The following is a 12,297-nucleotide window of genomic DNA, read 5'->3' on the forward strand; positions in this document are numbered from 1 at the left end:
GGCGCATGCCGAAACCGTCACATGTCGTCATTCTTTGCCGCGTACATCGCGCATAAGGTCCGGGGGGTCCATGAGCGCAGTCGTAGAAATCGCCCGCGATGTCAGCACGCATCTTGTCGAAATCGGCAAGGGGCTTGCACGTGTGGTGCATGAACAGGAACAGACCTTCCTCGACCTTGGAGATGCCGTTCAGCGGATTGCCATGCAGGTTGGCGGCATCGGCGACGAGGCACGAGACCTTGTCAGGGTCACGTCGGGCGAGGCCATGTCACACATCCTCGAAGCGCTGGAGGGCGAGTTCGGTCGCATGGCCGAATTGTGCGCCACCGGTGTTCATGGTGGAGAACAGGCCCTGCTCGCCCGTACACGGGAACTCGTCCAGAACCTTGGCGTCTCTGTCCGTGAGTACGCACGCATCGTGCGGACCCTTCAGATGCTCGGCATCGCCACCCGCATAGAGAGTGCGCGTCTCGGTGCCGACGGACGTGGGTTCAGTACTCTGGCGGATGACGTCGAGAAGCTTGCGGGAAAGATCATCGAGTATTCGTCGAGCCTGCTTGAACAGGGGCGCGCACTCGATGTCACCATCGCCGAGGCGGAGGGGCGGAGTCTTGAGATGGGGGCGAAACAGGATTCGTGTTCGCTTGCCGTTTCAGTAGGGCTGCTCGACGGACTCGACAACCTCAAACGCACGATGGCTTCGAGCAGGGCGTCGTCGTTGCAGGTCGAGGGATTGCTGGCAGACATCAACAAATCCATGCAAGGCCTCGTGGGGTCGCTCCAGTTTCACGACATCGTCCGGCAGCAGGTCGAGCATGTCGTCGAAGCCGTCGATGATGTCCTTGCCGGGCTGGCAAGGAACGCTGCCGCAGAATCCACTTCTGGTGCCGAGGAACTGGCTTTCGCCGCAGAGGTGTGCACCCTGCAGGAGTCCCAGACCCGTGCGGCTTCAGAGAGTCTCTCCACGGCTGTCGCCTCGTTGCGTTCCGAAATGCGCACCATCGCCAGCAGCGTCCGGCAGGTCGTTCTGGATGCCGGCGGAGGCTCGGGCGAGGGTGCGTCGGAATCGACAGCAGCAAAGGTCCTGGACGCCCTAGAGAACGAAGTCCGGGCAGCCGCGACCAGTATGCGCGAACTTGCCGTGCAGGGCGAAGACATGGGTCGCACCATGGAGATGGTCGCGTCCACGGTTTCGGACATGACGGCGTTTCTCGCCGACATCGAGGATGTCGGATCGGAAATCGAGCTCATCGCCCTCAATGCGAGCATCAGTGCGGCGCATACGGGTGACAAGGGGAAGGCGCTCGGTGTGCTCGCAACGTCCATCCAGCGTCTTTCGCAGGATGCGGGGACACAGACGGTCGCCCTTGCAGACCTGCTGAGGAGCATCGACACCGCAGCCGGGGAACTGAAGGCTCTGGCCCTGTCCTACCTTGACATGAGCAGGGTTTCTGCCGTCAAGGAGGAACTCGAGCGGCTGACGCTCGCCTTGCGCGAAGCAAGTGGCGAGGCTGAACGCCACTTCAGGGGCGTTGCCAGCAGTTGCGATGTGCTCGCGCGTGACATGGAAAGACGCGTGCAGGACATCGCAGTGGACAGGCTCGTCTGCGCTGCGCTCGACAAGGGGGCTGAACGGTTCGCCGTGGTGGCCGCCAAGGCGCGGCGAGGGGTTCCGGCCGGGACGCAGGTGCCGCGCGAGCGCATGAAGCATATGCATCAACGTTACACCATGCAGCAGGAACGCGTGCTGCATGGCAGGCATGTCGGCGAGTCGACCGACGATGGCATGGGCGACAACATCGAACTGTTCTGAACGGGCTTCGGACGCCCGGAGGCACTATGAGCAAACTGATCATGTCCGTCGATGATTCTGCTAGTATCCGTCAGATGGTGGGCTTCACACTCCGGAATGCCGGTTACGAGGTCATAGAGGCCTCGGACGGCAAGGACGCGCTGGGCAAGCTCTCCGGCCCGGTGAAGATGGTCATCACCGACCTGAATATGCCCAACATGGATGGTATCGAGCTCATAAGGCGCATACGGGCCACGCCTGCCTACAAGTTCATTCCCGTGGTCATGCTCACCACCGAATCCCAGGCGGCACGTAAACAGGAAGGCAAGGCAGCCGGGGCCACGGGGTGGATAGTCAAGCCGTTCAAACCCGAGCAGTTGCTGGCTGTCGTGCAGAAGCTGCTAGGCTAGCGCATGGCTGTCGCTGCCGTATGTCTGCCGTGATGCGTCAGAGGCGGCAGCACAATACCACGGGGGAATGATCGTGCAGGATGAACTCAACCGTCAGGCGTTCGTCGAAGAGGCGCAAGACCTGCTGGCCGAACTTGAGACGGCGTTGCTTGAAATCGAGGAACGTCCCGAAGACAGGTCGCTCGTCGACCGCATTTTCCGGGCCATGCACACGATCAAGGGGTCGGGGGCGATGTTCGGCTTCGACGACATCGCGTCCTTCACCCATGATGTGGAGAGTGTCTTCGACAAGGTTCGCAATGGTGAGATGGAGTTGTCTCCGGAACTGCTCGATCTTACGCTGAAGTCGCGTGACCATATCGCCTACCTTCTGCAGTGTGCCACGAAAGGCCTCGCCGTCGACGTCTCCATGTCCGCCGACCTCACGCAGGCTCTCCGGGCCCTGCTGCCGGGTGATGACCACGCGTCCGCGTCCCCTGCCGATGAGATGCCGTCGTCCGGTGAGGTCGAAGGTCCCCGGCGGACCTACCGTGTGCGCTTCAAGCCGCATCCGCAACTCTTCCTCTCGGGCACGAACCCTCTGGGGCTGGTGCGCGAGATACAGGACCTGGGGCGTTCGAAGCTCTTCGTCCATTTCGGTGACGTGCCAGCCCTCGATGAACTCGACCCGGAGCAATGCCATGTGTGGTGGGATGTGTTGCTCACCACCGATAGTGATGAAGCCGCCATCCGTGACATCTTCCTCTTTGTCGAGGACGATGCGACCGTTGATGTGCGGCTCATCGACGAGGCGAACCTGCTTGAACAGGACGGTGCCTACAAGCGGCTTGGCGAGATTCTGCTTGAACGGGGCGATGTGGCGACCGAAGACCTGCGGCGGGTGCTGGAGGAGCAGCGTCCCATTGGCGAACTGCTCGCCGAGGCAGGCATCGTCACCCCTGATCAGGTCGCTTCCGCGCTGGCGGAGCAGAAGACGGTGCGCGAACTGCGCCGCAGCCGCACCGAAGACGGGGACAAGCCCGCCGAAAAGGCGGGAGACGCCGGGGCGAGCATTCGCGTCTCTGCTGCCAAGCTCGACTATCTAGTCGATCTCGTAGGTGAACTTGTCATCGTGCAGTCCCAGATCGCGCGTATGGCGCACGAGCATCCCGCCCCCGGCATGTTGAGCCTCGTCGAAGCCCTCGAAAGGCTCAGCGACGACCTGCGCGACACGACGCTGGGTGTGCGCATGCTGCCCATAGGAACCACGTTCAGCCGTTTCAGACGGCTGGTGCGCGACCTCGCCGGAGAATTGGGCAAGAGCGTCGAACTCGTCACGCTCGGAGGCGAGACGGAACTGGACAAGACCGTCATAGAGCGACTGGGCGACCCGCTGGTGCATTGCCTGCGCAACAGCCTCGACCATGGTGTGGAATCGCCGGAACGCCGTCTGGCAGCCGGGAAGAGCGCCACGGGGCGCATCACGCTGGCAGCCGCTCACGCTGGCGGCGAGGTGCTGGTGACCATTTCGGATGATGGTGCGGGCATCGATGCCGAAAGAATCTATCAGGCTGCCCTGCGCAAGGGCATCATTGCCCCCGAGGTCGACCTTTCCACCCGGCAGAAGCTGGAACTCATCTTCGCGGCAGGCTTCTCCACTGCGGAGAAGGTGACCAGCGTCTCGGGGCGCGGCGTCGGCATGGATGTGGTGAAGCGAGCCATCGAGAGCCTGCGCGGGCGTATCGAACTGGAGAGCACGCCGGGCAAGGGGACAGTCATCACCATACGGCTGCCGCTCACGCTTGCCATCATCGACGGGCTTCAGGTTCGCGTGGGGGACGAGTCCTACATCATTCCGTTGCCCCATGTGGAAGAGTGCGCCGAACACAATACGCCCGACCATGTCGACGGGCGACAGCGCATCATCAACCTGCGGGGTGACATCGTGCCGTTCATACGCTTGCGCGATGTCTTCCGGGTTCCGGGTGTCTCTCCGGGCATGGAACAGCTTGTGGTGGTGAACGCGCTCGGAAGCCGATTCGGGCTGGTTGTCGACTGCGTCATCGGAGAGCACCAGACGGTCATCAAGAGTCTTGGCAAGGTCTACAAGGACATTCCGGGCATTTCCGGCGCGACCATTCAGGGGGACGGCAGCATGGCACTGATCATCGACGTGCCGGGACTCGTCCATACCGCAGCGCTTGAGGCCGCATGATGGGACAGGGGGTATCGGAAGGTATGATACAGGGGCCGCCGGAAAGGGGAGGGGGCGATGGCGCGCCTTTCAGACCGAAGAGCATGACGCCCAAGGTGTTCGAGCGTATGAGTCGCTACGTGTATGAACAGGTCGGCATCAAGCTCACCCCTGCCAAGCGCATCATGCTCGAGGCGCGTTTGCAGAAGCGCCTTCGTACTCTCGGGTTCGATTCCTATGAGCAGTACGCCGAGTACCTCTTCACTGCGCGAGGGCAGCAGGAGGAGTTGCAGCAGTTCATCGATGTGGTGACCACGAACACCACCGAGTTCTTCCGCGAGGGCAGGCACTTCGAGTTGCTGGCGCAGAAGGTGCTGCCCCGCTGGCGTTCGCAGTTCGGTACCTCGCGTGCCATGCAGATATGGAGCGCGGGCTGCTCGTTCGGCATGGAACCCTATACACTGGCCATGGTGCTTGCTGACTTTGCCGAGCGCAATTCGGGGTTCGTCTTCTCTGTGCTTGCCACCGACATCTCCGCCCGGGCGCTGCAACATGCCCAGCGTGGCATCTATGACGAAGAGCGGGTGGAGAGTATCCCGGAATCGTTCCGCAAGCGTTTTCTGCTGCGCAGCCGAGAAAGGGCCAGAAAACTGGTACGCATCGCCCCGGAGATACGGCATCTGGTCACCTTCCAGCGGCTGAACTTCATGGAGGACTTCTCGTTCAGAACCCCCATGGACGTCATCTTCTGCCGCAACGTGATCATCTATTTCGACAAGCCGACGCAAGAGCGGTTGTTCTCGCGTTTCTGCGAAAGCCTGCGACCGGGGGGGTATCTTTTCATCGGTCATTCCGAGAGCCTGACGGGCATGTCACTGCCCCTCGAAGCCCAGGCTCCCACCGTATACAGGAAGGTGTAGCCGTGGCGCGCCCTTGCCGTGTCCTCATCGTCGACGATTCCGCCCTTGTCAGGCAGACTCTGGCCGACCTCCTTTCCGCAGACCCCGGCATCGAGGTGGTGGGCACCGCCTCCGACCCATTCGTGGCTGCCAAGCGCATGGAGGCGGTGGTGCCCGACGTCATCCTGCTCGATATCGAAATGCCACGGATGGACGGGCTTACATTCCTGCGAAAGATCATGACCCAGCATCCCCTACCGGTGGTCATCTGCTCTTCGGTGACGGAGCAGGGGGCCGAGGCCACGTTCAAGGCCATGGAATACGGCGCGGTGGAGGTCATCACCAAACCTCGCCTCGGCACCAAGAGGTTTCTGGAGGAGTCGAGCATCCGCATCTGTGATGCCGTGAAGGCCGCGGCGCGGGCACGCCTGCACAGGCTTGGGCACCGTACGCGCGATGTCGCCCCCAAACTGACGGCAGATGCCATGTTGCCGGGCCCCACCAACTTCACGCGGGTGCAGACCACTGAGAAGGTCGTGGTCGTAGGCGCTTCGACAGGTGGCACGGAGGCCCTTCAAGTGTTCCTTGAAGCCATGCCGCCGGATGCGCCTCCCATAGCCATCGTCCAGCATATGCCGGAACACTTCACCGGAGCCTTTTCGCGCCGCCTTGACGGCATCTGCCGTATCCGGGTGCGCGAAGCGGAGGACGGAGACATCATGGCGCGGGGTCAGGCACTCATCGCCCCCGGTAGCAGCCACATGTTGCTCAAGCGCAACGGCTCGCGCTATACGGTGGAGGTCAAGGACGGCCCCCTCGTGAGACGGCACCGTCCCTCTGTCGATGTGCTGTTCCGGTCGGCTGCGCGCTATGCCGGGGCCAATGCGGTCGCCGCCATCCTCACGGGGATGGGCGATGACGGCGCGGCGGGCATGAAGGAACTGCACGACATGGGGGCCCATACCATCGCGCAGGATGAGGCGACGTGCATCGTCTTTGGCATGCCCCATGAGGCCATCAGGCTGGGTGGCGTCGACAGGGTGCTGCCCCTTGACGCCATCGCACCCGCCGTGCTCAAGGCCTGCGCGGGTTCATAGATACGCAAGAACAGGAGACCATGATGAGTGACGAACCTAAGGGCGCGATACTGCAGCGCGACAAGCTCACCTACGCCATCGTACCCCGCACCCCGTGCGGTCTTCTCACCCCCGACGTGCTTGATGCCGTGTCGCGGGTCTGCAGGAAGTACGAAGTGCCGATCATCAAGATCACATCCGGGCAGCGTCTGGCCCTTGTCGGCATGAAGAAGGAAGCCGTCGAACCCATGTGGGAAGAGCTTCGCCTTGACGTCGGACGTGCCGTAGAACTTTGCGTGCACTATGTGCAGGCGTGCCCCGGTACGGCGGTCTGCCGGTTCGGCCTTCAGGATTCCCTCGGCATCGGCGTGGCCATAGAAGAGGAATATGTCGGGCACGACTTCCCAGCCAAGGTCAAGTTCGGCATTTCGGGCTGTCCCTTCTGCTGTGGCGAAAGCTACCTGCGAGATGTAGGTCTCGTGGGCACCAAGAAGGGCTGGACGCTCATCGTGGGTGGCAATTCCGGCGGGCATCCGCGCATCGGCGATGTGCTTGCAGAAGAGCTTTCCACTGATGAGGCCAAGGGGCTGATACGTAAGTTCATGGAGTTCTATCGCGATAACTCGGGTAAACGGCTGCGTGTCTCCAAGTTCGTCGAGAAGACGGGCATCGAGGCCATACGGCAGGCGGTACTCGGTTAGAATCAGGGGGGCTGCGGCCCCCTTCCTTTTTGATGCCCCCTCGTGGGAGGGCCCCATGTCTGCGTGCCGTTTCCGCCAACCCGGCATCCCGTGCCGGTCCGTGGTCAGGATGTCATGCACTCCGGTGGACTGGCAGCTTGAGGGGTACTCGTGCATACGGTACGTCGTGCAGTCCCCATCAGTCCCCATGTAGGCCTACCCTGTGACACTGCTGGCAATCCCGTCCATGGGGGTGTGCGACCATCGCCGAAGCCGACCACGACATCGGGCACACAGGATATGAACGGGACTGTTGTACGCCCGGTCTCTGGCAGGCCAACGTTGTGAACCCGTCTGGTGTCGCGTGGATTTCGAGGCCTATGGAAGTCTGAACACGGCGGAGTCAGAACGTGAGGTCACGCCTTGGGGCGATGCCGGTAAAGCCTGACCTCGACAGGTTCGAGCGTTACAAGCCCCTCTTCGAGAATGGCCTCGACCTCTGGCATGAAAGCCTCTATACGCTCGGCACTGTCTATGATTTCGATGACAAGAGGAAGGCTTTCGGCCAGATGCAGCACACGTGCAGTGTGCAGGGTGCTGTTTGCCCCGAAACCGGCGAGGGCGCGTTGCATGGTCGCACCTGCAAGCTTCGCCTGCATGGCCTTTTCGATGATGACCGTATGCAGGGCACGGCCTTCATGCATGTCGTCCTCGGCGAAGTAGATGCGCAGACGTGTGGCTGTCCCCGATGGTGCGGGCATGATTGGCTCCTTTGTGAATGCTGTTGGCTGGTTATGCGGTGAGATCAGACCAGCCTGCCGAGTCCCGCGCCGAACCAGACGAGCATGATGCCCGCCACGGTCTGGCCGACGATGTACAGGGCCGCCTGTAGCCACATGTGCGATTGAAGCAGTACCATCCCTTCATAGGTCAGTGTCGAGAATGTGGTCAGCGAACCCATGAATCCTGTCAGCAGTAGCAGACGCGCTTCGGGGGCGAAGGTTATCCTGTTTTCGAGTATCCCCCACACGAGGCCGAAGAGGAGGCTGCCGAGAAGGTTCACCAGCACTGTCCCGTAGGGGAATGAACTGGTGGTGAGCTTCTGGGCGACTCCGGAAAGGACGTAGCGGGCGAGACTCCCGAATATGCCACCCGTGGCGACGAGAACGAATCTATGCAAGCGGCACCTCCGGGACGACCGTGAAAAGGGGAGACGATATGGCGCGAGAAGTCGAACTCAAGTTCATCGGAGCGGACTATGCCGCGTTACGGGAACGCCTGCAAGCAGAGGGGGCGCAGAGTGCGGGAAGACATCTCGAACGCAATGCCGTCTATGATACCGGGGAGGGTACGTTACGTTCAGCGAGGATGCTGCTGCGCCTTCGCAGGCGCATCTGGGCCGACCGTACACAGGCGCTGATGACACTCAAGTGCCCGCCTGCCGGGGCTGTCCCCGCCGGGGTCAAGGTATGGGATGAAGAGGAGACTGCGGTCGCCGACGGCGAAGCCATGCATGCCATCCTCACCGGACTGGGCTACAGGCCCGCCTTCCGGTATGACAAGGAGAGGGAGGACTGGTCGCTGCGAGGCGTGCATGTATCCCTCGACAGGCTGGTGTTCGGTGAGGTGGTGGAGATAGAGGGGCCGCAGGATGACATCCGCGCCGTTGCCGCCCTGCTTGGCATGACCGGTTGCGAGACCTCCACGGCGACCTATCACGACATGAATAGGGCATGGCGCAAGGCCAGCGGGGTACCCCCCTGCGATGATTTCATGTTCGACGATGAAGAGGTGGGCCGCATCCTCGACGGGCTGCGTCATCCCGCGTAAGGCATCCGGTGACTGTGGCAGGGATGCTCTCGACAACGCGCCGTAATGGCTTACCCTAGAGGCAGACACGATACCAACGGGATGGAGACGATGAGCAACGGACCACTTGCCCCCGGCTACGACAGCGACATTCTCGTCGAGGACGATGTGCGGCTGCCGCGCATGTACCGGGTGCTGCTGCATAATGATGACTATACGACCATGGAGTTCGTGGTGAGCATTCTTGTGGAAGTCTTCCGCAAGACGGCTGAACAGGCCACGGCTATCATGCTTGCCGTGCACCGTGACGGTGTGGGTGAATGTGGTGTCTATACCTTCGAAGTGGCCGAGACCAAGGCCGCCATCGTCCACGCGAGGGCCCGGCGCGAGGGGTATCCCCTGCGCTGTTCCACGGAGGAGGTCTAATGATAGGTAAGCGGCTTCAGGCAGCGCTCAATGCGGCTGTCGGAGAGGTGCGGGTGCGTAATCACGAGTACCTCACCTTGGAGCATCTGCTGTATGCCATTGCCGGTGAAGAACAGGGCAAGGGCATCCTTGAGGGGTGCGGTGCGGATGTGACGGCGTTGCGTGCACGCCTTGAGGAGTTCTTCGGGACGCATCTCGAAAGCCTGCCCGAGGACATGACCACCGAAGTGGTGCAGACCCTCGGAGTGCAGCGGGTGTTGCAGCGTGCCTTCAGGCACATCCAGTCGGCAGGGCGGCCTCTGGTGGAGATTGGCGACGTACTCGCCGCCCTTTTTGACGAGGACGACACCTACGCCGTCTATTTTCTCAAGACGCAAGGTGTTTCGCGTCTGGATGTGCTTGAATACATCTCCCACGCCATGCCCGAGGCGGACGATGACGCCATGGACGGTGACGATGAAGGCGACGGGGGGGCCTCGACGCGCGCTGACGCGCTTGCCCAGTATGCCACCGACCTCACCGCGCGGGCGCGTGAAGGACGCATCGACCCGCTCATAGGGCGGGAGGACGAACTCGAACGCACGGTGCAGGTGCTTTCGCGTCGGCGCAAGAACAACCCCCTCTTCGTGGGCGACCCCGGTGTGGGCAAGACCGCCATCGCCGAAGGGCTGGCCCTGCGCATTGCCGTGGGGGCCGTCCCCGAGAGTTTCCGCAAGGCGCGTGTCTATGCACTCGACATGGGGTCGCTGCTTGCTGGCACCAAGTACCGGGGAGACTTCGAGGCACGCCTCAAGGCCGTCATCAGCGAACTTTCACGCCAGCCCGACGCCATCCTGTTCATCGACGAGATACACACCATCGTCGGGGCGGGGGCGACCAGCGGCGGGTCGATGGATGCCTCGAACATCCTCAAGCCGGTACTTGCCTCGGGTGCCATACGGTGCATCGGGTCCACCACGCATGAGGAGTACCGCAACCATTTCGAGAAAGACCGCGCGCTCTCCCGTCGCTTCCAGAAGATAGACATCGGCGAGCCCACGCAGGAGGAATGCGTGGAGATACTCAAAGGGCTCAAGGAACACTACGAAGAGCACCACGCCGTCCGCTATACACTGCCCGCACTGCGTGCCGCGGTCGAACTCTCGGCCCGTTACGTCAACGACAGGCTTCTGCCGGACAAGGCCATCGACGTCATCGACGAAGCCGGGGCCGCCATGCGGCTGCGTGCCGGGTTCAAGCCGGGGGCGAGTGTCTCGGTGCAGGACGTGGAACGTGTCGTGGCGCGTATGGCCCATGTGCCGCCACGCTCCATCTCCTCTTCAGACCGTGACAGGTTGAAGACGCTCGAGAACGACCTTGGCAAGGCAGTCTTCGGACAGGAGGCCGCCGTGGCGGTGGTCGCCCGTTCCATCCTGCGGGCCCGTGCGGGGTTCGGGCGGGAGGACAGGCCTACGGGCAGCTTCCTCTTCTACGGGCCCACAGGCGTGGGCAAGACCGAACTGGCCCGTAGCCTCGCCAAACGGCTAGGGGTGGCCTTTCTGCGCTACGACATGAGTGAATACATGGAAAAGCATGCGGTCTCGCGGTTCATCGGCGCGCCTCCCGGCTATGTCGGATATGACCAGGGCGGCCAGCTTACCGAGGCGGTGCGCCGTACACCCTACGCGGTGGTGCTTCTTGACGAGATGGAGAAGGCGCATCCGGATATCTTCAACGTCCTGTTGCAGGTCATGGACTACGCCACGCTTACGGACAATACCGGGCGCAAGGCCGACTTCCGCAATGTCGTGCTCATCATGACCTCCAATGCGGGGGTGCGCGAGATGTCCGCCCCGAGTATCGGCTTCACGGGTGGCGGCGTCGAAGATGTGACTGCCAAGGGCCGCAAGGCCGTGGAGACGCTGTTCAGCCCCGAGTTCCGCAATCGCCTTGACGCGCTGGTGCCATTCGGCAGTCTTGCGCCGGAGGTCATGGAGCGCATCGTGGACAAGTTCGTGCGCGAGGTCGAGAACGGCCTACGTGAACGTCGCGTACGGCTCGAACTCACCGCGGCGGCGCGGCAGCGCCTTGCCGAGAAGGGCTTCGACCCGGCCTTCGGTGCACGCCCCCTGCGACGGGTCATTCGCACCGCCATCGAAGACGAACTGGCGAAGGAGATGCTGTTCGGCAGACTGCGCAAGGGAGGCACCGTGCATGTCGACGCGCTTCCGCAAGCCCCGAAGACCGCAGGCGTTGCGGGGCAGGGCGGCGCGACTCCCGATGCGGCATCACTGGGCCTTCAGTTCAGCTATCGCGAGCGGGGCGAGGGGAGCGCCGAACCTGCGGCATGAGGCTGTACCTGCTGCCTGACGATGCCTGCATCTTTCCCGATGTGGGAGAGGCGGGGCCGGATGGCCTGCTCGCCATAGGTGGTGACCTCACGCCGGAGAGGCTGCTTCGGGCCTATGAGGAAGGTATCTTTCCATGGTACGGGCCGGGTGACCCCATCCTGTGGTGGTCGCCCGACCCTCGTTGCGTGCTGCCGCTCGATGCCCTGCATGTACCGCGCAGGCTCATGAGGACTGTGCGGGCGAAGACCTTCGAAGTACGGCTGGATACGGCGTTCGCCGATGTGCTCGAACAATGCGCCGCCACCCCGCGTCCCGGACAGGGCGGGACGTGGCTGGTGCCGGAGATGCGCGCCGCCTATACCCGCCTGCATCATCTTGGGCATGCCCACAGCGTGGAGGCGTGGTACGGGGGGCGACTTGTGGGCGGGCTGTACGGGGTTGCCCTCGGGGGCGGGTTCTTCGGCGAATCGATGTTCCATGCCATGCCCGACGCTTCGAAGGTCGCGTTCGTCTGGCTTGCACGGTTGCTGGTGTCGTGGGGGTTCCGGTTCGTGGACTGTCAGCAGACGACCTCGCACATGCTGCGTTTCGGTGCCGTGGAGATGCCCCGGACCGACTTTCTCGCCTGCCTGCACGACGCCACACGGCAGCCGTCGCGCATCGGGCGCTGGCGGCTGCCGCAGGATTTCGTACCGTGGTAGA

At 62.6% G+C, this 12,297-nt stretch carries 12 protein-coding genes; 10 read left to right on the forward strand and 2 right to left on the reverse strand.

Annotated elements, in window-relative coordinates:
* Positions 1 to 70: 70 nt before the first annotated feature.
* The 6 genes from DVU_RS07535 to DVU_RS07560 all read left to right on the forward strand — a co-directional run bounded on the left by DVU_RS07535 (position 71) and on the right by DVU_RS07560 (position 7,051).
* The gene (locus DVU_RS07535; protein ID WP_010938883.1) at positions 71 to 1,813 is read left to right on the forward strand and encodes a methyl-accepting chemotaxis domain-containing protein; all 1,743 of its coding nucleotides are present in this window, start codon (positions 71 to 73) and stop codon (positions 1,811 to 1,813) included.
* A 26-nt stretch (positions 1,814 to 1,839) separates the two neighbouring features.
* Positions 1,840 to 2,202, forward strand: a complete 363-nt coding sequence (locus DVU_RS07540) for a response regulator (RefSeq protein ID WP_010938884.1) — start codon at positions 1,840 to 1,842, stop codon at positions 2,200 to 2,202.
* Between the two features lie 67 nt (positions 2,203 to 2,269).
* Positions 2,270 to 4,396, forward strand: a complete 2,127-nt coding sequence (locus DVU_RS07545) for a chemotaxis protein CheA (RefSeq protein ID WP_010938885.1) — start codon at positions 2,270 to 2,272, stop codon at positions 4,394 to 4,396.
* A gap of 23 nt (positions 4,397 to 4,419) precedes the next feature.
* Positions 4,420 to 5,295, forward strand: coding sequence for a CheR family methyltransferase (locus DVU_RS07550; RefSeq protein WP_010938886.1), 876 nt, complete (start codon positions 4,420 to 4,422; stop codon positions 5,293 to 5,295).
* A 2-nt stretch (positions 5,296 to 5,297) separates the two neighbouring features.
* On the forward strand, positions 5,298 to 6,371 hold the full coding sequence (locus DVU_RS07555) for a protein-glutamate methylesterase/protein-glutamine glutaminase (RefSeq protein ID WP_010938887.1): 1,074 nt from the start codon (positions 5,298 to 5,300) through the stop codon (positions 6,369 to 6,371).
* Between the two features lie 23 nt (positions 6,372 to 6,394).
* Entirely contained in the window at positions 6,395 to 7,051 is a 657-nt protein-coding gene (locus DVU_RS07560; RefSeq protein WP_010938888.1) for a nitrite/sulfite reductase domain-containing protein, read from the forward strand.
* A 395-nt stretch (positions 7,052 to 7,446) separates the two neighbouring features.
* Here the strand turns inward: DVU_RS07560 and DVU_RS07565 are convergent, their stop codons facing one another.
* Both DVU_RS07565 and crcB read right to left on the reverse strand, forming a co-directional pair.
* Positions 7,447 to 7,791 (reverse strand): DUF190 domain-containing protein, encoded by a 345-nt coding sequence (locus DVU_RS07565; protein ID WP_010938889.1) that lies wholly within the window; start codon positions 7,789 to 7,791, stop codon positions 7,447 to 7,449.
* 44 nt (positions 7,792 to 7,835) lie between these two features.
* Positions 7,836 to 8,210 carry a fluoride efflux transporter CrcB gene (crcB, locus tag DVU_RS07570; protein ID WP_010938890.1) on the reverse strand — a complete coding sequence of 125 codons (375 nt, stop codon included), beginning with the start codon at positions 8,208 to 8,210 and terminating at the stop codon, positions 7,836 to 7,838.
* Positions 8,211 to 8,248: 38 nt separating this feature from the next.
* Here crcB and DVU_RS07575 point away from each other — a divergent pair, with 38 nt between their 5' ends.
* The 4 genes from DVU_RS07575 (at position 8,249) to aat (ending at position 12,296) form a co-directional block, all read left to right on the forward strand.
* Positions 8,249 to 8,860, forward strand: a complete 612-nt coding sequence (locus DVU_RS07575; protein ID WP_010938891.1) for a class IV adenylate cyclase — start codon at positions 8,249 to 8,251, stop codon at positions 8,858 to 8,860.
* A 90-nt stretch (positions 8,861 to 8,950) separates the two neighbouring features.
* Positions 8,951 to 9,265, forward strand: coding sequence for an ATP-dependent Clp protease adaptor ClpS (locus DVU_RS07580; protein WP_010938892.1), 315 nt, complete (start codon positions 8,951 to 8,953; stop codon positions 9,263 to 9,265).
* A complete protein-coding gene (clpA, locus tag DVU_RS07585) occupies positions 9,265 to 11,595 on the forward strand; it encodes an ATP-dependent Clp protease ATP-binding subunit ClpA (protein ID WP_010938893.1) in 2,331 nt (776 codons plus the stop codon). Before DVU_RS07580 ends, clpA begins: the two co-directional genes overlap by 1 nt.
* Positions 11,592 to 12,296, forward strand: a complete 705-nt coding sequence (aat, locus tag DVU_RS07590; RefSeq protein ID WP_010938894.1) for a leucyl/phenylalanyl-tRNA--protein transferase — start codon at positions 11,592 to 11,594, stop codon at positions 12,294 to 12,296. Before clpA ends, aat begins: the two co-directional genes overlap by 4 nt.
* The last annotated feature ends 1 nt before the right edge of the window (position 12,297 follow it).

It is taken from the genome of Nitratidesulfovibrio vulgaris str. Hildenborough (assembly GCF_000195755.1).
Classification (GTDB): domain Bacteria; phylum Desulfobacterota; class Desulfovibrionia; order Desulfovibrionales; family Desulfovibrionaceae; genus Nitratidesulfovibrio; species Nitratidesulfovibrio vulgaris.